Annotated in this window: 19 protein-coding genes and 1 pseudogene; 14 read left to right on the top strand and 6 right to left on the bottom strand. The window is 71.4% G+C overall.

What is annotated here, in order from left to right; translation table 11 throughout:
• The 11 genes and pseudogenes from yvcK to CcI156_RS04775 all read left to right on the top strand — a co-directional run bounded on the left by yvcK (window position 1) and on the right by CcI156_RS04775 (window position 11,231).
• A complete protein-coding gene (gene yvcK, locus CcI156_RS04825) occupies window positions 1-1,083 on the top strand; it encodes a uridine diphosphate-N-acetylglucosamine-binding protein YvcK (RefSeq protein ID WP_011436074.1) in 1,083 nt (360 codons plus the stop codon).
• A 14-nt stretch (window positions 1,084-1,097) separates the two neighbouring features.
• Window positions 1,098-2,075: a DNA-binding protein WhiA gene (gene whiA / locus CcI156_RS04820; protein WP_076804536.1), complete on the top strand. Its 978-nt coding sequence runs from the start codon at window positions 1,098-1,100 to the stop codon at window positions 2,073-2,075.
• Between the two features lie 467 nt (window positions 2,076-2,542).
• Window positions 2,543-3,550, top strand: a complete 1,008-nt coding sequence (gene gap / locus CcI156_RS04815; protein ID WP_076804440.1) for a type I glyceraldehyde-3-phosphate dehydrogenase — start codon at window positions 2,543-2,545, stop codon at window positions 3,548-3,550.
• A gap of 165 nt (window positions 3,551-3,715) precedes the next feature.
• On the top strand, window positions 3,716-4,918 hold the full coding sequence (gene pgk, locus CcI156_RS04810; protein WP_023841694.1) for a phosphoglycerate kinase: 1,203 nt from the start codon (window positions 3,716-3,718) through the stop codon (window positions 4,916-4,918).
• Window positions 4,919-4,987: 69 nt separating this feature from the next.
• Window positions 4,988-5,914 (top strand): triose-phosphate isomerase, encoded by a 927-nt coding sequence (tpiA, locus tag CcI156_RS04805; protein ID WP_011436078.1) that lies wholly within the window; start codon window positions 4,988-4,990, stop codon window positions 5,912-5,914.
• Between the two features lie 37 nt (window positions 5,915-5,951).
• Window positions 5,952-6,190, top strand: a pseudogene (locus CcI156_RS04800) (oligopeptide/dipeptide ABC transporter ATP-binding protein); the annotation flags it as partial.
• Complete coding sequence (gene secG, locus CcI156_RS04795; protein ID WP_011436079.1) at window positions 6,191-6,421, top strand: preprotein translocase subunit SecG; 231 nt, start codon at window positions 6,191-6,193, stop codon at window positions 6,419-6,421.
• Window positions 6,422-6,495: 74 nt separating this feature from the next.
• Window positions 6,496-8,262 (top strand): ABC transporter substrate-binding protein, encoded by a 1,767-nt coding sequence (locus CcI156_RS04790; protein ID WP_011436080.1) that lies wholly within the window; start codon window positions 6,496-6,498, stop codon window positions 8,260-8,262.
• Between the two features lie 257 nt (window positions 8,263-8,519).
• A complete protein-coding gene (locus CcI156_RS04785; RefSeq protein ID WP_011436081.1) occupies window positions 8,520-8,855 on the top strand; it encodes an RNA polymerase-binding protein RbpA in 336 nt (111 codons plus the stop codon).
• 147 nt (window positions 8,856-9,002) lie between these two features.
• Window positions 9,003-10,613, top strand: coding sequence for a serine/threonine-protein kinase (locus tag CcI156_RS04780; protein WP_035941789.1), 1,611 nt, complete (start codon window positions 9,003-9,005; stop codon window positions 10,611-10,613).
• A gap of 228 nt (window positions 10,614-10,841) precedes the next feature.
• Window positions 10,842-11,231 (top strand): SHOCT domain-containing protein, encoded by a 390-nt coding sequence (locus CcI156_RS04775; protein ID WP_076804438.1) that lies wholly within the window; start codon window positions 10,842-10,844, stop codon window positions 11,229-11,231.
• A 69-nt stretch (window positions 11,232-11,300) separates the two neighbouring features.
• Here the strand turns inward: CcI156_RS04775 and pgl are convergent, their stop codons facing one another.
• The 4 genes from pgl to tal form a co-directional block, all read right to left on the bottom strand.
• Window positions 11,301-12,098, bottom strand: coding sequence for a 6-phosphogluconolactonase (gene pgl, locus CcI156_RS04770; RefSeq protein ID WP_011436084.1), 798 nt, complete (start codon window positions 12,096-12,098; stop codon window positions 11,301-11,303).
• A complete protein-coding gene (locus tag CcI156_RS04765) occupies window positions 12,095-13,207 on the bottom strand; it encodes a glucose-6-phosphate dehydrogenase assembly protein OpcA (protein WP_011436085.1) in 1,113 nt (370 codons plus the stop codon). The genes pgl and CcI156_RS04765 overlap by 4 nt, the downstream gene beginning before the upstream one ends.
• A gap of 20 nt (window positions 13,208-13,227) precedes the next feature.
• Window positions 13,228-14,760: a glucose-6-phosphate dehydrogenase gene (gene zwf, locus CcI156_RS04760; protein ID WP_076804436.1), complete on the bottom strand. Its 1,533-nt coding sequence runs from the start codon at window positions 14,758-14,760 to the stop codon at window positions 13,228-13,230.
• Window positions 14,761-14,902: 142 nt separating this feature from the next.
• Window positions 14,903-16,018 (bottom strand): transaldolase, encoded by a 1,116-nt coding sequence (tal, locus tag CcI156_RS04755; protein WP_011436087.1) that lies wholly within the window; start codon window positions 16,016-16,018, stop codon window positions 14,903-14,905.
• Window positions 16,019-16,802: 784 nt separating this feature from the next.
• Between tal and CcI156_RS04750 the strand changes: the two genes are divergently transcribed.
• From CcI156_RS04750 to CcI156_RS04740, 3 genes are all read left to right on the top strand, one after another.
• The gene (locus CcI156_RS04750; protein ID WP_023841562.1) at window positions 16,803-17,672 is read left to right on the top strand and encodes a heme o synthase; all 870 of its coding nucleotides are present in this window, start codon (window positions 16,803-16,805) and stop codon (window positions 17,670-17,672) included.
• A 188-nt stretch (window positions 17,673-17,860) separates the two neighbouring features.
• Entirely contained in the window at window positions 17,861-18,244 is a 384-nt protein-coding gene (locus tag CcI156_RS04745) for a hypothetical protein (protein ID WP_035941788.1), read from the top strand.
• Between the two features lie 396 nt (window positions 18,245-18,640).
• A complete protein-coding gene (locus tag CcI156_RS04740) occupies window positions 18,641-18,934 on the top strand; it encodes a hypothetical protein (RefSeq protein ID WP_076804433.1) in 294 nt (97 codons plus the stop codon).
• A gap of 47 nt (window positions 18,935-18,981) precedes the next feature.
• Here CcI156_RS04740 and CcI156_RS04735 read toward each other — a convergent pair whose 3' ends face one another.
• Both CcI156_RS04735 and CcI156_RS04730 read right to left on the bottom strand, forming a co-directional pair.
• Window positions 18,982-19,524 carry an NADPH-dependent FMN reductase gene (locus CcI156_RS04735; RefSeq protein ID WP_011436091.1) on the bottom strand — a complete coding sequence of 181 codons (543 nt, stop codon included), beginning with the start codon at window positions 19,522-19,524 and terminating at the stop codon, window positions 18,982-18,984.
• Window positions 19,525-20,038: 514 nt separating this feature from the next.
• Window positions 20,039-21,067 (bottom strand): heme A synthase, encoded by a 1,029-nt coding sequence (locus tag CcI156_RS04730; RefSeq protein ID WP_011436092.1) that lies wholly within the window; start codon window positions 21,065-21,067, stop codon window positions 20,039-20,041.
• Window positions 21,068-21,213: the final 146 nt, after the last annotated feature.

Genomic DNA, 21,213 nt, shown 5'->3' with positions numbered 1-21,213 from the left:
GTGAACCTCAAGGGCGTAGCCGCGCGCTCCGACGGTCCGGACCGGGCACCGGCGGTCGTCGCCTTCGGCGGCGGCCACGGGCTCGCCGCCTCGCTCGCCGCGCTCCGGCAGATCACCTCGGCGCTTACCGCCGTGGTGACCGTCGGTGACGACGGTGGATCCTCCGGGCGGCTGCGCGCGGAGCTCGGCGCGCTCCCCATGGGCGATCTGCGAATGGCCCTGGCCGCGCTGGCCGGACCGGACGGATGGTCGACCACCTGGGCGGACGTGTTCCAGCACCGGTTCGGCGGCGACGGGCCGCTCGCCGGGCACGCGGTCGGCAACCTCGTGCTGACCGCGCTCGCCGAGCGCACCGGATCACCGGTGGCCGCGCTCGACTTGGCCGCCACCCTCCTCGGCGTGCGGGGGCGGGTGCTGCCGCTGTCGACCAGGGGCATCGATATCGTCGCCGACGTCGTGGGGCTGGATCCGGCGGCGCCCACCGCCGAGGTCGAGGTGCGCGGGCAGGCCGCGGTGGCCACGACCGGTGGACGGGTCGCGGGTGTCCGGCTGTCGCCGGCGGCACCGCCGGCCTGTCCGGAGGCGGTGACCGCGGCGGGCGCGGCCGACTGGATCATCCTTGGACCGGGATCGCACTACACGAGCATGCTGCCGCATCTGCTGGTTCCTGAGATGAACCGGGCGATCGCGACGTCCCGGGCGAACCGGGTGATGGTGTTGAACCTGACCGCCCAGCCGGGGGAGACCGAGGGATACACCCCCCAGGCCCATCTCCACTCCCTCGGCCGGCACGTTCCCGGCCTGCGGCTGGACGTGGTGATCGCCGATCCGACCGCCGTGCCCGACCCCGATCTGCTCGCCCGGGCGGCGGCGGACGTCGGTGCCCGGCTCCATCTGGCGCCGGTGCGGATCCCCGGCGCGCCCGTGCACGATCCGGTCCGGCTCGCCGCGGCCTTCCGTGCGGTGTTCGCGGGACTCCCGGAGGCGACCTGCCCGACGCCCGCGTCCCGGCGGCCGGTCACGCAGTACTCATCGTCCGGCGGACCGGTCCGCCGGACCCCATCCGGTGAAGCCAAGGAGTGATCGGTGTGGCGGCGATGACGGCCACCGTCAAGGACGAACTGAGCCGGCTGCGGGTCGCGAAGCCCTGTTGCCGGCGGGCCGAGATGGCGGCCCTGCTGCGCTTCGGTGGGGGGCTGCACATCGTCGGTGGTCGTATCGTGGTCGAGGCGGAACTCGATACTGGCGCGACCGCCCGCCGGTTGCGTCGTGAGGTCGCCGAGGTCTTCGGCTTCCCCTCGACGGTGGCCGTGCTGGCCGCCGGTGGGCTGCGCCGCTCGGTGCGCTACATCGTGCGCGTCGAGCGAGACGGCGAGCAGCTCGCGCGGTCCACCGGCCTGCTCGACCAGCGTGGCCGTCCGGTGCGCGGGCTGCCGCCGCAGGTGGTCACGGGCTCCGCCTGTGACGCCGCGGCGGCCTGGCGGGGCGCGTTCCTCGCCCACGGTTCGCTGACCGAGCCGGGTCGGTCCTGCTCGCTGGAGGTGACCTCGCCTGGTCCAGAGGCCGCGCTCGCCCTGGTCGGCGCGGCGCGTCGGCTGGGGGTCCAGGCCAAAAGCCGGGACGTGCGCGGCGTCGATCGCGTCGTCATCCGCGACGGCGACGCGATCGGCGCGCTGCTGACCAGGATCGGTGCGCACGACAGCCTGCTCGCCTGGGAGGAACGGCGGATGCGYCGGGAGGTCCGGGCGACCGCCAACCGGCTGGCGAACTTCGACGACGCCAACCTGCGCCGCTCCGCCCGGGCCGCGGTGGCCGCCGGCGCCCGGGTGCAGGCCGCGATGCGCATCCTCGGCGACGACGCCCCGGAGCACCTGCTGGCGGCCGGCCGGTTGCGCATCGAGCACGCGCAGGCCTCCCTGGAGGAGCTGGGCGCGCTCGCGGACCCGCCGCTGACCAAGGATGCGGTCGCCGGCCGGATCCGCCGGCTGCTGGCGCTCGCCGACAAGAGGGCCAACGCGCTCGGTATCCCCAACACCGAGGCGAGCGTCTCCCCGGATCTCCTTGAGAACGCCTGAGCAACAGCGGCCCAGGTCAGGCCCAGACATTTCATACCTGCAAGTCATACCCGCAAGTGGACTACTGGCCCAGTAGCACCATCGGGATCGGATGGCTCTTCGGGGCTCTTCGGGGTGGGACCCGCCCTGTGGGGCGCCCGCCTGGGCGGTTCGGCCGGCGTCAGCGCGGGTCCACGGGATCTGCCGGCCCCCGGCCCTKCGCGGAGGCGCACCGGCGGTGCGGCAGCGCAGCCATGTGATGGGATGTAGTTTCCGGGTGGGGCGTGCCCGCACCGTGTGAGGAGACCAACATCGCACGGTTCGGATTCCCGCCGATGATGTGCAAACTCGTTAGGCTCCTGCCTCGACAGCGCCACACGAACGACAGCGCCACACGAACGAGAACGTCACAACCGAACGACGACGTCGCGATGGAACGACGGCGTGACTATCGAAACGACGAGACAAGACGGTAGGGAGTCCTGGACGTGGCTACGCGGGTGGGTGTCAACGGCTTCGGGCGAATCGGTCGTAACTTCTGGCGGGCGCTCGCGGCGAGCAACCGGAACGATCTCGAGATCGTCGCGGTCAACGACCTGACCGACAACAAGACTCTCGCGCATCTGCTCAAGTACGACACCACGCTGGGTACGCTTTCCGCTGCGGTCGGTGTCGTTGACGAGGGTATCCGCGTCGGTGATACCGTGATCAAGGTGCTGGCCGAGCGCGACCCGGCGGCGCTGCCCTGGGCCGATCTGGGCGTGGACGTCGTCATCGAGTCCACCGGCCGCTTCGCCAAGGCGGCGGATGCGGGCAAGCACCTGCAGGCGGGTGCCAAGAAGGTCATCATCTCGGCGCCGGCCAAGGACGAGGACATCACTGTGGTGATAGGCGTGAACGACGACGCCTACGACCCGGCCAGGCACCACATCCTGTCCAACGCATCCTGCACGACGAACTGCGTCGCGCCGATGGCGAAGGTGCTCGACGAGGMCTTCGGTATCAGCCAGGGGCTGATGACCACCATCCACGCCTACACCAACGACCAGGTCATCCTGGACTTCCCGCACTCGGACCTGCGGCGGGCGCGGGCTGCGGCGCAGAACATCATCCCGACCACCACGGGTGCGGCGAAGGCCACCGCGCTGGTCCTGCCCCACCTCAAGGGCAAGCTCGACGGACTGGCGATGCGGGTGCCGGTCCTCGACGGCTCGGTCACCGACCTGGTGGCCACCCTGGACAAGAAGGCCAGCAAGGAAGAGGTCAACGCGGCGTTCAAAGCGGCGGCGGAGGGCCCGCTGAAGGGCTACCTTGTCTACACCGAGGACCCGATCGTCTCCTCTGACATCGTCAACACCCCGGCGTCCTGCACGTTTGACTCGCTGCTGACGATGTCCGCCGGCAATCAGGTGAAGGTCGTCGGCTGGTACGACAACGAGTGGGGCTACTCCAACCGGCTGGTCGACCTGACCGCGCTGGTCGCCGCGCGTCTCTAGGCCCGCGCGCCGCTGGTCGCCGCGCGCCGCTGGGCCCGCGCGCCGCCGGCAGGCGAAACCCGTCGGGCGGCGCCGGTCCTCCCCGGCCGTTCCTCCCGACCGGGCCGGAGAGGATCCTCTCCGGCTCTTCCTCGACAATTTCTCTCCCCAATGGAGTAACGAAGCGTGAGGACGATCGACGACCTGCAGGTCGCCGGGCACCGAGTGCTGGTCCGCAGTGACCTGAACGTGCCGCTGGATCGTTCCGGTGACACCCCGCGCATCACCGACGACGGCCGGGTCCGCGCCAGCGTCCCGACCATCTCCGCGCTGCTGGACCGGGGCGCCCGGGTGGTCGTGAGCTCGCACCTGGGCCGGCCGAAGGGCGAACCGGACCCGAAGTACTCCTTGGAGCCGGTGGCGGGTCGGCTCGCCGAGCTGCTGGGCCGGCCGGTGGCGTTCGCCGGCGACGGCAGCGGTGACATCGCCGGTGCGCATGCCCGCGAGGTGGTCGCCGGACTCGGGGACGGCGAGGTGGCCCTGCTGGAGAACCTGCGCTTCGCCGCCGGGGAGACCAGCAAGGACGCGGCGATCCGCGCGGCTTTCGCCGACGAGCTGTCGGCGCTCGCCGAGTTCTACGTCGGGGACGCCTTCGGCGCGGTCCACCGGGCCCATGCCAGCGTCGCCGACGTCCCGAAGCGGCTGCCGCACGCCGCGGGTCGGCTCGTGCGTACCGAGCTGGAAGTGCTCCGCCGGCTCAGCAGCGACCCGGCGCGTCCCTACAGTGTCGTGCTCGGCGGGTCCAAGGTGTCCGACAAGCTCGGCGTGATCCGCGCGCTGCTGCCCAAGGTCGACGCGTTGCTCGTCGGCGGGGGGATGTGCTTCACCTTCCTGGCGGCGCTCGGTCACGGGGTCGGCGGGTCGCTGCTGGAGACCGAGATGATCGAAACGTGCAAGGAGCTGCTCGCCGAGGGCGGGGAGCGGATCGTGCTGCCGACCGACGTCGTCGTCGCGGACAGGTTCGCCGCCGACGCGGACACCGCCGTCGTCGCGGCTGACGCCATCCCCGCCGGCTGGCTCGGGCTCGACATCGGCCCGGCGTCGACGGAGCTGTTCGCCGCGCGGCTGGCCGGAGCGGCCACGGTCTTCTGGAACGGGCCGATGGGCGTGTTCGAGCTCGCGCCGTTCGCTGCGGGCACCCGGGGGGTGGCCGAGGCGGTCGCCGCCGGCAAGGGGTTCTCCGTCGTGGGTGGCGGCGACTCCGCCGCGGCGGTCCGCACGCTCGGCATCCCGGAGGATGCCTTCAGTCACATCTCGACCGGCGGCGGCGCGAGCCTGGAATACCTGGAGGGCAAGACGCTGCCCGGGCTCGCGGCCCTCGATGTCTGATTTCCGCGGGACGTCCGGCCTCCGCGGGACGTCCGGCGTCCGCGGGACCTCCGGGGCCGGGGCCGGCTGATGGCCCTGCTGGGCCGGGGAAGATCTGAGCGAGGTTCCGACAGGGGATCCGGGAAGAACAGGGGATCCGGGAAGGACGAGGACGGCGTGGGCAAGGACAGGTCGGTGAAGGGCGCTGCCGGTTCAAAGGGCGCCGCCGGCGTCAAGGGCACCGGCCGACGGACGCTGGTAGCCGGCAACTGGAAGATGAACCTCAATCACCTCGAGGCGATCGCGCTGGTGCAGAAGATCGCCTTCGATCTCAAGCCCGCCGAGCTGGAGACCGTCGAGGTCGTCGTTCTCCCGCCGTTCACCGATCTGCGCAGCGTGCAGACCCTGGTGGACGGGGACAAGCTCGCCATCGCCTACGGCGGGCAGGACCTCTCCCCCTACGCGTCGGGTGCGCACACCGGTGACATCAGCGGGGCGATGCTGGCCAAGCTCGGCTGCGACTACGTCGTCGTCGGGCACTCCGAGCGCCGGGCCGACCACCACGAGGACGACGCGCTGGTGGCGGCCAAGGCGAAGGCGGCCTTCTCCGTGGGGCTCACCCCTATCCTGTGCGTGGGGGAGCCCGAGGAGATCCGGGCCGCCGGCACCCAGGTCGAGCACGTGCTGCGTCAGCTCGAGCGGTCGCTGGCTGGCATCACCGCCGAGCAGGCCGCGACGATCGTCATCGCCTACGAGCCGGTGTGGGCGATCGGCACTGGCCGCACCGCCTCCGCGCAGGACGCCCAGGACATGTGCGCGGCGGTCCGCGGCCAGCTGGCCAGTCAGTACGGCGATGAGATCGCCGCGGGGATCCGTGTCCTCTACGGCGGCTCGGTGAAGGCAGCGAACGCCGGCGAGCTGTTCACCATGCCGGACGTGGACGGCGGGCTGGTCGGCGGGGCGAGCCTGGTCGCCGAGGAGTTCGTCGGCATCGTGCGCAGCGGGCCGCCGGCCTGACGGCGGACGCGTCCGTACACTCGCCTACCGCGCACTCGCCCTGCCGCCGGCCGTCCCGGTGCCGGACCACCGGACCAGGCGAAGCACTGTCGGTGAGAGCGGATACTGTTGCGTGGCGACGTGTCCGGCCCGCCCGATCCCCTCAAGGCGTGCCGGTTCCACCCACGTTGCTGGAAGGCCGAGGAGGTGTGTAGGACGGTGGAACCGCCCTTGTCGGAGGTTCGGCCTGGGCACCGAGCGGCCTGCCACTTCCCCGAGGAGCGGGAGCTGGTCTAGATGACGATCGGTCTGTCGATCGCCCTGATTGTCGCGAGTATTCTGATGATCATGCTTGTGCTGTTGCACCGAGCCAAGGGAGGCGGGCTGTCCACCCTGTTCGGCGGCGGCGTGTCCTCGTCGCTGGGTGGGTCCTCGGTCGTGGAGAAGAACCTCGACCGGTTGACCATCGCTGTTGGGATCATCTGGTTCACCTGCATCGTCGGTCTCGGTCTGCTGCTGAAGAATTGAACGCCCAGTTCGGCCCGCGCCCTGGTCCCGGCCGCGGGAGTGGTCGCGGCCGTGGAGGCCGGCTGCCTCGCCTCGTGTCCGTGCTCGCCACGATCCTGCTCGCCACGGTCCTGGCTGCCACGGTGACCGCCTGCAGCGGTGGCTCGGGGGACGGATCGCGTGAGCTCGCTGCCAGTCCCACCCCGGCGACGACCACCACGCCCCCTCCGTCCGGCAAGCCGGGCGGCACGCTGCGGATCGTCACCCAGTGGATGCCCAGTGGCGATCCGGGCTGGGCCGACCAGCCCGGCGAGCGGGCGGTCAGCCGGCTCGTGACCCGCCAGCTGTACAGCTATCCCTCCGACGAGGACACGACGAAGTCGACCATCCCGCGGCCGGACCTCGCCGTCGGCGCGCCGGTCGTCACCGAGAACGGGCTGGTCTACACGGTGCGGCTGCGTCCCGCGGCGCGCTGGGACACCCCCAACCAGCGCCGGATCACTGCCAACGACGTCGCCCGCGGCATCAAGCGACTGTGCACGCCCCCGAACCCGTCACCGCTGCGCGGCTACTTCACGGCGACCATCGTCGGATTCCGGGAGTTCTGTGCCCAGCTGGCGGCGACCCCGGTCGCCGACGCCGCGGCCTTCGTCGAGAGCAGCACCGTGGAGGGCATCGAGATCGTCGGCGACGACACGCTCGCGTTCCACCTACTGGCCCCGGTGAACGACTTCGTGGACGTGCTGGCGCTGCCGGCGGCCTCCCCGGTGCCGCTGGAGGCCCTGGCCTACCCGCCGGACTCGCTGGAGTACCTGCACAACCTGGTCTCGGCCGGGCCGTACCGGTTCACGGTCGCCCCCGGCGAGGGGTACCGGCTGTCGCGCAGCCCATCGTGGAGCGCGTCCTCGGACGGGATCCGCCGCGCCCTGCCCGACCATATAACGATCTTCGACGGCCTGAGTCCGGAGGCCATGCAGCAGGAGCTGGAGAGCGGCGACGCGGACATGTCGCTCGACGGGAAGATACCCGACAGCCGGGCCGTGGAGCTCGCCAGGGCGAACGACCCCCGTCTCGTGGTCGACGGGGTCGGGGTCACCCTGGCGCTCACCGTCGGGTTCAATGGGCCCTCCGCGGCCGCGCTGCGTGAGCTGTCGGTCCGCCGGGCGCTGCCCTACTGCATCGACCGGGTGAGCCTCGCGGCGGCGCTCGGCGGCCCCGAGTTCGCCGCTGCCGCCACCGGGTTGCTGCAGGAGACGATGACCGGCTACACCGACGCGGATCCCTTCCCGAGCCCGGCGGGACTCGGCGACGCGGCCCGTTGCCGGGAGGCGCTGAGCCATACCCCCGGYGGACCCGTCACGGCGCTGTCCCTGCTCACCACGGACAGCGCCACCGACGTGGCGGCCGCCGAAGCACTGCGGACCGCCTTCGCCCGTTCCGGTATCCGCCTCGACATCCGGATCCGGACCGGCGAGCGCTACCGTGCGGCAGCCGTCCACCCCACCGGGCAGTTCTGGGACCTGGCGCTCACTACTATCGCCCCGGACTGGTACGGCGACGCGGGCCGCACCGTCTTCCAGCCGTTGCTGGACGAGACGTGGGCCGGCCCCAGGCCGGCCGACGGCGGCTACCGGGATCCGGGCGCCCTGCATCTGCTCGCCACGGCGCTGCGGGCCACCAGCGAGGCGACCGCCGCGAGCAATTGGGCCGACCTGGAGCACACGCTGGTCGAGCAGGTCGCGGTGATCCCGCTGGCCGTCGTGCACACCCCGCAGTTCCACAGCACGAACGTCACCGCGTTCACGATCGTGCCGTCGATCGGCACCGCCGATCCGACCGCGGTCTCGCTGGGGTCCGGATGACAGCCGACCTGAACACGCTCCTCCCACCGGGGGTAACGCCAGGGGTAACCAGGCGGGGGTGGCCGGTGCATCCATGGGTGGCTCTCGCGGCCTACACTCCCTCCAGGACGTACCCGGAGGAACATCTGGGGAAAAGCGCCGGGAACGTCAGGTTTACGAAACCGGGTACGAGGTTTCGCGGCACTCGAGGCAGCGAAATCGGCAGGCACGGTTTCCGTGCTACCACCCATGGGACGAGACGAAGGAGCACGCGGGCCGTGGCAGGTGGCAACGCCATCCGGGGGAGCCGGGTCGGGGCAGGACCGATGGGAGAGGCGGAACGGGGCGAGACCGCGCCCCGGCAACGTATCTCCTTCTGGTGCGCTAACGCGCACGAGACGAGACCGTCGTTCGCTGCGGACGCGGCGATCCCCGACACGTGGGATTGTCCGAGCTGTGGTTTTCCGGCGGGACGGGATCGGGACAACACCCCGGCCCCGCCGCGCACCGAGCCGTACAAGACCCATCTCGCCTACGTGCGGGAACGACGGAACGAAAAGGACGGCGAGGCGATCCTCGCCGAGGCGCTCGCCAAGCTTCGGGGCGCATCCTAGCCCGGCCCCGGCCCCGGCCCCGGCCCCGGCCCCGGCCCCGGCCCCGGCTCCGGCCCCGGCCGACGGTCGCCGCCGGCGGCGACCGTCGGCGCACGCGCGCCCCGCCCCCGCTCCCGCAGCCGTTGCGCCGTCGCCGAGGATGCCCCTGTGACTGTGGATGGTGTCGGCATCGGCCCGCTCGTCGCCGGGCGGTACCGGCTCGTCGAACGGATTGGCTCCGGTGGGATGGGCACCGTGTGGCGGGCCCACGACGACGTGCTCCGGGTCGAGGTGGCGATCAAGGAGATCCGGGTCTCCGCCGACCTCGACGACGACGAGCGTGCCGCCGGAGTGGAGACGGCGATGCGCGAGGCCCGCAACGCCGCCCGGCTGCGGGGGAACCCACACGTGGTCACCGTCCATGACGCCGTGGAACACGACGGCCTGCCGTGGATCGTGATGGAGCTGGTCCGGGCCGGCACACTCGCCACGACGGTCAACCGGGACGGTCCCCTGCCGCCCGAGCGTGCCATCCAGGTCGGGCTCGCGGTCCTCGACGCCCTGGTCGCGGGTCAGCGGATGGGCGTGCTGCACCGGGACGTCAAACCATCGAACATCCTGCTGGCCGACGACGGCCGGGTGCTGCTGACCGACTTCGGCATCGCCACCCACGCCGCCGACCCGACCCTCACCGGCGGCATCGGCAGCGGCGGGACGCCCGCTTACATGGCGCCCGAACGCCTCCTCGGCGGCCCCGCGACCCTGGCCGGCGACCTGTTCGCCCTCGGCGCCACCCTCTACTTTGCCGTCGAGGGGGTCTCACCGTTCCAGCGCGACACGCTGCCCACCACTATCGGCGCCGTGCTGCACGCCGATCCGCCACCCTTCCTCCGGGGCGGCAGGCTGTCGGCAGCGATCGCCGGGCTGCTGGCCAAGAACCCGGCGAGCCGGCTGCGCGCGGAGGGAGCGCAGGCGTTGCTGACCTGGGCCGCGTCCCACCCAGCCGATTCCGCCCCGGCATCCCTGGTATCTCCGGCATCTCCGGCATCCCTGGCCGCGTCGTTGCCGCCGTCCTCGGCATCCCCGGCCGCGTCGTTGCCGCGGTCCCCGGCGCCGGACGCGGTGATCCGGCGCCGGACCGGGTCGCGACCCGTGCCGTTCCCGCCGGCCTGGCCAGGGACGGCGCGGCCCCCCGGCGCGGTCGGGTGGGTCCGGTCGTGGCGGGCACCCCGGCTGATGGCCGGGGCGATGATCCTCCTGGTGCTGCTCGCCGCCGTGGCCGCCGGGGCGTACCAGCTGTTCGGCGCGGACGACGGCGGCGACGGCGACCGGCGTCGTGCCTCGCCGCCGACGGTCGCCACGCGGGATCCGGCGGGGGTCGGGTCGCAACCGGGCGCCGAGGCTGGCGAGGCGCTGCCCCCGGGCATGATCGGCAGTTGGAGCGGATCGGTGACGCAGGCGTTCGTGCACTTCAACGCCGAGCTGGTGCTGCGGGGCGGCCGGATCGGCGAGGTGATCGGCACGAGTGCCTACCCGGAGAGTGGATGCGCCGGCGAGCTCGTGCTGCGGGGGGTGTCCGGCGCCTCGGTCCGGCTCGAGGAACGTCTCACCCGGGTCGGGGCGTTGTGCTTCGCCGCCACCTGGCTGGACCTCGTGCTCCACGGCGACGGCACGCTCGACTGCTCGTATCCGGCGACCGAGATCAGTTCGGCGGGGCAGGCGACCATGCGCCGCTCGGCGCCCCCCATGTCCCCATCGTCCCCCGCGCCTCCGGGCTGACCGGGACTGCCGGCTGACCGGACTGCCGGGTGAGCGGGTGAGCGCGCTGGGCGGTCCACCCCCGGCGGGTGAGGCGGCGAGACGGGGGGAACGGCCCGGCGCGGGTATGAACGGACCGGGTCAGAAACCGGGTCCGGGCCGGAACCGGGGCCCAGGACGCCGGGACGGCCGTGGCCCGTCCAGGCCACCGCCCGACCACGGCGTGGACAGGTGGACAGGAGGTACTCCGTGGATCCCGATTTTCCGCTACTCAGTGTCTTCCTCTATATGCTGTGGTTTTTTGCTTTCATCCTGTGGCTGTGGCTGCTGTTTGCGGTGATCATGGATGTGTTCCGCAGCCAGGATCTGTCCGGATGGGCGAAGGCCGCCTGGACGGTCGCGATCGTGGTGCTGCCCTGGCTCGGCGTGATCGCCTACCTGATCGTGCGGGGTGGCAGCATGCACGAGCGCAGCCGCGCCGCGGCGCAGCGCGACGAACAGGCCTGGCGCGCCTACCTCCAGGAGGCCGCCGGGACAACGAGCGACGCCGACGAACTCGGCAAGCTCGCGCACCTGCGCGACCGGGGGATCATCAGCGAGGCCGAGTTCGAGYGGGGCAAGACCAAGATCCTGACCTGATCCGCCGGTGCCGTCCCGTGGGCCCGGCCCACGGGACAGGTCTACGGGACAGGTCGTCCACGGACCGTGTCACTGCCAGCCGGGCAGCCGGGAGGCGGCGGCCCGGTCGGCGAGCCACAGGCTGCGGTCGCGGCCGACGGCTCCCGTCGCCGGGATCGTGATCGGTCCCGCTCCGGAGAACGACGCCGCGACCGCATCGGCCTTCTCCTCCCCGGCGACGATCACCCAGACCTCGTGGGCGGACTGAATGGCCGGCAGGGTCAGCGTGACGCGTTCCGGCGGTGGTTTGGGGCAGTCATGCACGGCCACCACCGGTTCGGTCGCKACGACCGCGGGGGAGTCCGGGAACAGCGAGGCGACATGGCCCTCCGGGCCGAGCCCGAGGAGCACCACGTCGAAGCTCGGCACCGCCGATCCGGCGACGGCACGGGTGGCCAGCAGCGCGGTGTACTCCGCCGCGGCGGACTCCGGATCGGTATAGCCGGAGGCCGAGGCCCGTCCCTCGACGTCACCGCCCGCGGTCGGGGCCGCCAGATGGCCCATCGGGAAGATCCGTTTGGGATCCACCGGGATGTGATCGAGCAGCGCCTCCCGCGCCTGCCGCTCGTTGCGGTCGGGCGAGCCGGCCGCGACGAACCGCTCGTCGCCCCACCAGATGTCGACCTTGCCCCAGTCMACCGCGTCGAGAGCCGGGTTCGATCGCACCGCCCGCAGCAGGGCGATGCCGATGCCACCGCCGGTCAGGACGAGTGAGGCCTCMCCGCGGGCCGTCTGGGCGTCCACCAGCCGGGTGATCAGCCGGGCCGCGGCCGCCCTGGCCAGTACCCCGGCGTCACGATGGAGGACGAGCTCCGGCTCGGCCGTCATGCGCCACCCACCGTCCGTTCGTTGTTCGGGGCACTCGTCATCGGGGCGGTGCCCGGGGCCGCGGTGCTGGACGTCACGGTGCCCGACGTCACGGCGCCCGACGTCGCGGCGCCGGCGGCCAACGCGTCCGTGGTGCCCACGGTCTGGTCCATCGGGTCCCGCCAGATGTGCTCTCGGTGCGGCGAGCGTCTGGTCAGGTTCGGCAGGCCGCTCCAGGTACCCAGGGCCTCGGCGTAGACGGCGTCCTCGTCAAGCCGGCGCAGCTCCTCGGCGAGCAGGTCCCCGACGCCCCGGTCGGCCAGAGGCAGTACCCGGTCCGGGTACCCGGTGCGGGAGATCATCGCCGAGCGGGAGTCGGTSCGGGAGACGGCCAGCCGGTCCCCGTCGAGGGCGACGGCGACCGCGGTGATACCGGGCCGGCCGCCCGTCTCGTCGACCGTCACCGGGACGGCGAGCCTGTTCTGGAGCCAGCCGGCGAACAGCTGGGCGCTCGGATCGGCCCGGCCGGCGGTGATGACGGCCGAGTCCGGCCGCTCGCTGACCACCGCGTCGAAGGCGGCGGCGAGCAGGGTGCGCCAGGGCGACAGCCTGGTCCAGGACAGGTCCGTGTCGCCGGGGGCGAAGTCCGCGGCCCGCTGGAACAGGGCCGACAGCGGATCCGGGCTGGCGGTGACGTCGGTGACCCGCCGGTCGGCGAACACGCCGAGCGGGTCGTAGGCGATCCGGGCCGGCGGCTCGTCGTGCCACCAGGTGACCACCGGGGCGTCCGGTGCGAGCAGGGGAAGCACGACCGATTCCGCGTGCAGCGCCAACCGGCCGGACATCCGCATCACGACCGCTTCGCCCGGGCCGAGCCGACCGCCGATCGAGACCTCGGCGTCGAGCCGGGGATGCGGCACGTCGACCTGCCGGCGGACGACGATCAGTAGCCGGCACGGATGGGCCGAGGCCGCCAGCGTCGCCGCGCCCTCGGCGGCGCTGACGTGCTTTTCGTCGACGACGACGACGAGGGTCAGCGCCAGGCCGAAGGCCAGGGCTCCGGCCGCCCGTCGTTCGGCGGCGAGGGCCTTGACCACCTCAGAACCGGTGGTGTCCCACAATGTGGTCACGAGGGGCTCCTAATCCATGGTCATGGCCGCCGCCACCGGCGACCGTCGTGGGCGAGCATCTCGTCGGCGGCAGCCGGACCCCAGGTGCCGGCCCGGTAGCGGTGCGGGGTGGTGCCCGCCCAGTGCCGCTCCAGCGGATCGACGATCCGCCAGGACTCCTCGACCTCCGCGTTGTTCGGGAACAGCGTCGCGTCGCCGAGCAGCACGTCGAGGATCAGCCGTTCGTAGGCCTCCGGCAGCGCCTCGGTGAACGCCTCACCGAACAGGAAGTCCATCGCGACGTCCCGGACCTCCATCGCCGAGCCGGGGACCTTGGAGCCGAACTTGAGCGTGACCCCCTCGTCGGGCTGCACCCGGATGACCAGCTGGTTGTTGCCGAGCTCGGTGGTGGCGGTCTCGTCGAATGGCAGGTGCGGCGCCTTCTTGAAGAAGATGGCGACCTCGGTGACCCGCCGTGRCAGCCGCTTGCCGGTCCGCAGGTAGAACGGCACCCCGGCCCACCGGCGCGTCTCGATGCCGAGGCGCACCGCCGAGAAGGTCTCCGTCCGCGACTGCGCAGGGATGTCCTGTTCGTCGAGGTAGCCCGGGACCCGCTCCCCGGCGAGCCAGCCCTGCTCGTACTGCCCCCTTACCGCGTAGCGAGTGAGGTCCATGGGCAGCGACACCGCGCGGAGCACCTTCAGCTTCTCGGTGCGGATGGTCTCCGCGCCGAAGCTGACCGGCTCCTCCATCGCGGTCAGGGCGAGCAGCTGCAACAGGTGGTTCTGGAGCACGTCCCGAGCGGCGCCCGTCTCGTCGTAGAAGCCGGCCCGGGTGCCGATCCCGACGTCCTCGGCCATGGTGATCTGCACCGAATCGACGAACTGGGAGTTCCAGATCGGTTCGAACAGCGTGTTGGCGAAGCGCAGCGCGAAGAGGTTCTGGACCGTCTCCTTGCCCAGGTAGTGGTCGATGCGGAACACCCCGGACGGGGTGAAGACGTCGTCGACGAGCGCGTTGAGCTGCCGGGCCGACTCCAGGTCGTGACCGAACGGTTTCTCGACGACGACCCGGCGCCAGCCGCCCGAACCCGCGGCCGAGGAGAGCCCGGTGCGCTGCATCTGCTTGAGCACGACCGGGAAGGCCGACGGCGGGATCGACRGGTAGAACGCCGCGTTGCCACGGATACCGTGGGAGTGCTCCAGGCTCTCCAGCGTGCGGGCGAGCCGGTCGAACGCGGCGTCGTCGTCGAAGGACCCTGGCAGGAACCGCACGGAGCCCGCCAGCCGGTCCCAGACCTCTGCACGGAAGGGGGTGCGGGCGCCCTTCTCGGCGGCCTGCCGGGCGAACTCGGCGAAGTCCTCGTCGGGCCAGTCCCGGCGGGCGAACCCGAGCAGGACGAAACCCGGCGGCAGCAGGCCGCGGTGGGCCAGGTCGTAGACGGCGGGGATCAGCTTCTTGCGGGCCAGGTCGCCGGTAGCGCCGAACACCACCAGGGCGCTCGCGTCCGGCAGGCGCGGCAGTCTGCGGTCACGTGGGTCCCGCAGCGGGTTGGTACTCACCGTGGGCGCCACCCGTTCCCCCTTCGTTCTGCTTGTGGTCTCTCCGAGGTTGTTTCACCGGGGACCGTCGGGTGTCCATGAACGACGCTGAGACGATCATCACGGCCGTGGCGACGGCCGTGGCGACCGCCACGGCCACGGCCGGCGCCAGGCCTTACGCGGACGAACCGGCTGATCCCAGGTGCGCCGCGATGGTGTCCAACAGCTGGGTCCACGAGTCCTCGAACTTCTGTACGCCCTGGCTCTCCAGGGTCTCGATCACGTCGTCGAGATCGATTCCGACGGCTGTGAGCTGGGCGAACACCTCGTGGGCCTCCTCGTAGCGGGGGCGGATCGTCTCACCCGTCACCGACCCGTGGTCGGCGAACGCCTCCAGGGTCGCCTCCGGCATCGTGTTGACGGTTCCGGGCGCGATCAGCTCGGTGACGTAGATCGTGTCCGGCAGGGACGGGTCCTTGGTGGACGTCGACGCCCACAACGGGCGTTGGGGCTTCGCGCCCGCCGCGGCCAGGGCCGCCCAGCGGGGGGTGGCGAACGCCTTCTCGTACCGCTCGAAGGCCAGCCGGGCGTTGGCGACGGCGGCCCGGCCGCGTAGCGCCTTCGCCTCCGAGGTGCCGATCTTCTCCAGCCGCTGGTCGACCTCGGTGTCCACCCGGCTGACGAAGAACGACGCGACCGAGGCCAGGTCGGTGATGTCGCGCCCCGCGGCCAGGGCCTTCTCCAGACCGGTCATGAACGCGTCGATCACGGCGTCGTACCGGTCGAGTCCGAAGATCAGCGTCACGTTCACGCTGATGCCCTGGGCAAGCGTCTCGGTGATTGCCGAGAGGCCGGCCCGGGTGGCGGGAATCTTGATGAACAGGTTGGGTCGGTCGACCAGCCACCACAGGGCACGCGCCTCGGCGAGCGTGCGCTCGGCCTCGTGGGCGAGCCGGGGATCGACCTCCAGGGACACCCGGCCGTCGACGCCGCCGCTGGCGTCGTAGACGCCGCGCAGCACGTCGCAGGCGTCGCGCACGTCGGCGGCCGTGATGGCCCGGACGGCCTCGCCGACGTCCACGCCGCGGATCGCCAGGTCGTGCAGCTGCTCGTCGTACAGGTCGCTCGAACTGATCGCCTTCTGGAAGATGGTCGGGTTGCTCGTCACGCCGACAACGCCGCGGTTCTCGACCAGGTGGGCGAGGTTGCCGGTGCGTAGGCGGTCCCGGCTGATGTCGTCCAGCCAGACCGCCACTCCGGCGGCTGAGAGCTCGGACAGGGGATTGCTCATCGGGCTGACTTCCTCTCCGCGGGCGGTGGCGTCCTCACCATGTCTCCAAGGCCTCCAAGCTGTTCTCGCGCTTCATGGCCGTTCTCGCGCTTCGGATGGGCGCACCCCCTTCAGGGCACTACCCTCTGGGGCCGGCTCCATCCCAGTCTGTTTCCAGTCTGATYCCAGTCTGCGGATCCCCGTGACAGTCGGGTGGCGGTTGGGAGAACAAYGCGCACGACGAGTGGAATCCCGGTCCCTGCGGTTCATGCCTGATGCCCGATGCCCGCCGTCCATGCGCCATGCCCACCGTCGCTGTCCGATGCCCCACGCCAGTACATGTCGGTCGCCGCCGCCCGGGGGGCCGCGTGGCGCGGTTGTGAGAGAGGACGCAGGACGGCGGCGGGGGTCCGGGCGCGGTCGACGCGCGTACGCAGCGCCGCGGCGGCTAGACTCCGACACGTCGTAGAACACCGTCCGCTCCGACTTTCGGGGCACCGTCCCGCGTGGGTCGCCCGTCGATCCCGCCGATCGCGAGGTCGCTCTGTCTACCGAGGCCGTCCTTCGTCACCGGCATGTCCCCGCCCGCGGACCGGGGCGGGCGGGCGCCTCCAAGCCAACGACCGCACCGGCGCCGGCGCTCGAGCCGCCCGGTGTCCCCGCACCGGCGCCGGGGGTCGGCGGCCCGCCAGCCCCCGCAGCCGGCCCGCCAGCCCCCGCAGCCGGCCCGCCAGCCCCCGCAGCCGATCCGCCCGCCGACGGGCTCCCGGGCGCCGGGCACGCGACTCGCGGGGGCTGGGCGGCCGTGTCGGCGAAGGCCCGCGGCTATGTCGCCCTAATGAAGCTGCGCGTGGTCGAACTGCTGCTCATCACCACCGTCCCGGTCATGATGCTCGCCGAACGGGGCGTGCCGTCGCTCTGGCTGATCGCCGTGACCCTGGTGGCGGGAACCCTCGCCGCCGGCAGCGCGAACACGATCAACTGTTACGTCGATCGTGACATCGATCAGATGATGGGCCGCACGAAGCGCCGTCCGCTCGTGCGGGCGACCGTCACGCCCACGGAGGCGCTGACCTTCGGCATCGTGATCGGGATCGTCTCGACGCTGCTCTTCGGTTTCCTGGTCAACTGGCCCTCCGCGCTGCTGGCGGACGGGGCGATCGCCTTCTACGTCTTCGTCTACACCCTCGGGCTGAAGCGCCGCACCCCGTCGAACATCGTCATCGGGGGCGCGGCCGGCTGCTTCCCCGTCCTGATCGGATGGTCGGCGGTCACGGGGACCGTCGGCTGGGCCGCGGTGCTGCTGTTCGCCGTCGTCTTCTTCTGGACCCCGCCGCACTTCTGGGCGTTGGCGATGAAGTTCCGCGACGACTACGCCGCGGCGGGCGTCCCCATGCTGCCGGTCGTCGCCTCCGTCCAGGTCGTCACCCGGCGGATGCTGGGCTACGCCTACGCGATGGTCGCCGCCTCGCTCGCGGTCGCTCCCGTCGCCTCCACCGGCCCGGTCTACCTCGTCGCCGCCGTCGCGGTGGGAGCCTGGTTCCTGGTCGAGTCGCACCGGGTCGCCCGCCGGGCCCGGCACGGCGAGGACCCGAGGCCGATGCGCCTGTTCCACATGTCGATCACGTATCTGACCCTGCTGTTCGTGGCGATCGCCGTCACCGCTCTCGTCTGATCTCGCCCGACCCCACCGACCCCGCCCCGTCCTGATCCCGGTGTCACCGGGCGGGACGGGGCGTTGTTTTGCCGGCGGGCCGCCCGCGAAGGGTCTGGGACGGGCCCACCCGTCCTGGCCAGTTGACACCAGTGCGGCGCGTCTACCGGACGGGCACACCCAGACCCGGCGGACCACCGCGGCTGGTCGTGGCCACCACCGACCCGGCGACCCTGCCATCGACCAGTACCTGGTATCTGGCCACCACCCTGCCCCACCCCGACCTGCCCACCGCGGCGGCATCGGCGTTCCCACCCGCCGCCCACAGCGAGATCGACCGCCTGTACGGGCCGCACGGCTGGGTCGAACAAGACTACAAACAGATCACACACGAACTCGGCTGGGCCGACGTCCAGGTCCGCTCCGCCACCGCGATCGCCCGCCACCCGGCCCTGGTGAACTGCGCGTTCAGCCTGTGCTGGCACGACACCCCCGAACACCCACCACCCCACCCGGCGGCAGCCCGCGTCCGGTCCCGACCCGCACACTGCCGTCCTGGCCGGCCAGCCTCCGCCGGGTCCGCGCCCGCCTGATCCCGTTCCGTCTCCCGCGGCAGCGGAGGCGATCGCGTTATTCGGTTCTGGCGACGATCACGTGATGGCCTGGTTTCCGAGTTGTCTGATCAACACGCGCTTACGCAGGAGATCGAAGTTCGCCCGTCCATACATCTGCCTCTTCACCATCTTTAGGAATCGTAATGAAATAACAAATGCATGTTCGGGAGCATCTTAGCAGGTCACAGGGCCGCGAGAGGCTCAAGTTGCACAGGTTATTTCATTCCGCCTACTTACAGTTACGTGGAATCACGGCGCCCTCGACGGGCCCGGAACTGTGCGGCAGGGTGAGCCCGGCGACGACGGCGTCGTAGTCGTTGCGGAGGTGGCGGGCGAACGACGCCAGCGCTGGCAGGTAGGGCCGCGAAGGCGGGCATGGCCACCGGCATCGGCGAGACCTTTCAGCAGGTTGGTGTCGCCATCGGGATCGCCRGCTTCGGCGCGCTGTTTCAGCAGCTGGTGCTGTCGAAGTACGCTGGACCTTCGGCCGTGGGACGGGAAGTTGCCGTCGGCAACATCACCCGGGCTGGCGACGCCGGTCGGGCCGCGTTCGTGCATAGCTTCACCAGCGTCATGGTCGTCTGCGCCATTGTGTGCGCGGTCGGCGCCCTGGTTGCCTTCTTCTTCATCCGGCAGCGGGACCTGCATGAATCGGCGCAGGTGTTGTAGCGGTCGACCCGGTCCCCGGGTCGCTCCACCCCGGGGACCGGTCTGGTTCACGAGACCGCTGCGGTCAGCGCGGCCAGTGACTTGAGCACACCGGCCCGGATCTGGTCATCGGTGACCACGCCCTGGTCGTTGATGGTCGATCTGTGGACGGGGATGTGCATGCAGGCTTCCTCGACGATCATGGCGCCGGTGTAACGCAGCACCTTGCGCAGGGAATCGTGCGCGTCCGCGGCCTTTGTCGTGGACGGCGATACGTTGATCCATGCCGTGGGTTTGTCCCCGATCTCGATCCCACCGACGGTCCAGTCGAGCAGGTTCTTAAAGGAACCCGGCAGTGCGCCCGCGTACTCCGGCGTGCAGATCAGGATCGCAGCGGCCGATGCAATGCGGGCCCGCAGGTCCACTACCGACACAGGCAAAGGATCTTGGTCGTCGTCAGGGTTAAAGTGCGGCAGCTTGGCCATACCGTCGTAGTCGTCCGCAACGAATCCCGGCGGGGTCAATGCTCGCGTGGTGCGTAGCAGCGCCGAGTTGGACGACCCGGCGCGGAGGCTTCCGCATAGCAGAAGAATTTTTTGGGTGGCATCCACACGGCCGATTCTAGCCGCCGACTTTCACCTGGTCCTTCGTTGGGTGTGCCAGAAATGGAAAATTACTCCTGAGTTGGGAAGGTCAGGCTTGTCCAAGCCTCCATCCATCATAATCGAGCTCCAAATCATCGGTCATCCGGCGAGACCCCCGCAACGGCGCTGTTGCATTGTGAGGAGTCGGGGCAGGGCCTCGACAAGATCACATAAGGCTGTGATCGGTTACACTCGGTAGTGGCGCTGGCGCCCGGTCTGGGGGACGGTCTCCAGACCATGCCCAACCCTCCACACTTGTCCGTCGCGTTTCCGTCGCGACGTCGGCCCCTCGGCGGAGGCCGTGCCGCGGCGGGTCGTCGGACGTCGAGCCGGCCGCCGGGACTGTTTACCGTCTCAGGAACGGGGCGTGGCCGCCGTGGCCAGGGTGTCGGTGGTCCCAGGGTGTCGGTGGTCCCAGGGTGTCGGTGGTCCCAGGGTGTCGGTGGTCCCAGGGTGTCGGTGGTCCCAGGGTGTCGGTGGTCTAGGAGCCGATGCCGGCGCCGGTGGGGGCGGTGGTCCCGACCGGCCCGGCGGGCGCGGGGACCTCGGCGCCGGCCGCCGCGAGCGTGGGCGCCGCGTCCGGTGCCGGCCGGGGGTGCCGGGAGCTCAGGGCGAGCCAGAGCCGCAGCGCGGCGACCCACATCACGGTCGCCCCGGTCATGTGCAGGGCGACGAGGAGGGCGGGAACGCCGAGGAAGTACTGAGTGAATCCGATCGCGGCCTGCGCGAGGACGGTCCCGACCAGGGCGAGGGAGGTCCGCCTGGCCTCGTCGGGGGCCTCGGCGACCCGCACCGCGAACGCCATGGCCGCGACGAGCCCGACCAGCAGCATCGCGCCGTCGGCGTGCAGTTGGGAGACGTTGACGAGGTCGAACCCGAAGCGGGCCGGATGGTCGCTGTCACCGCTGTGCGGCCCGGCGCCGGTCACGACCGTGCCGAGGACGAGCACCCCCGCCGAGACGACCACCAGCAGGCGCGCCAGCCACCGCAGCGCGGGACCGACCCCCGGGGTCGGCGCACCCGCGTCCTGGCGGGCCCGGTGGTCCAGCAGGACCGCGTTCCACAGCAGGACCATGGAGAGCAGGAAATGGGCGGCGACGGTCGCCGGGTGCAGCTTCGTCAGGACGGTGATCCCGCCGAGCACGGCCTGCCCGAGGAAACCCACCCAGAGGCCGAAGGACAGCAGTCGAAGATCGCGCCGCCGTCCGCCCCGCAGGCGGAGCGCGACCAGCGGGGTGATCAGCGTCACGAGGCCGACCACCAGGCCGACGACCCGGTTGCCGAACTCGATCGCTCCGTGCAGGGCGTATTCCGAGTGCGGCACGAACGAGCCGTCCCCGCACTGCGGCCAGGTCGGGCAGCCGAGGCCGGAGCCGGTCAGGCGGACCACGCCGCCACTCACCACGATCAGTGACAGCAAGACCACGTTGAGCGTGGTGAGGAGCCGGAAGGCGCGAAGGCTGATCAGCGGCAAACTCCGACGCTCTGTAGAAGCTGGCACGACTGCCATGGTAACGCCCTGTCCGGCACGGGCCGCTCGGATCCTTCTCCGTTGGTCGGATGGTGCCTGCCGGCCGGATGGTGCCTGCCGGCCGGATGGTGCCTGCCGGCCGGATGGTGCCCGGTGACCGGACGGTCGCGGTGTCGGCTCTACTC

Origin of the sequence: Frankia sp. CcI156 (genome assembly GCF_001983015.1) — a bacterium.
Classification (GTDB): domain Bacteria; phylum Actinomycetota; class Actinomycetes; order Frankiales; family Frankiaceae; genus Frankia; species Frankia casuarinae.
This window is presented reverse-complemented; position numbering and strand designations above follow the sequence as displayed.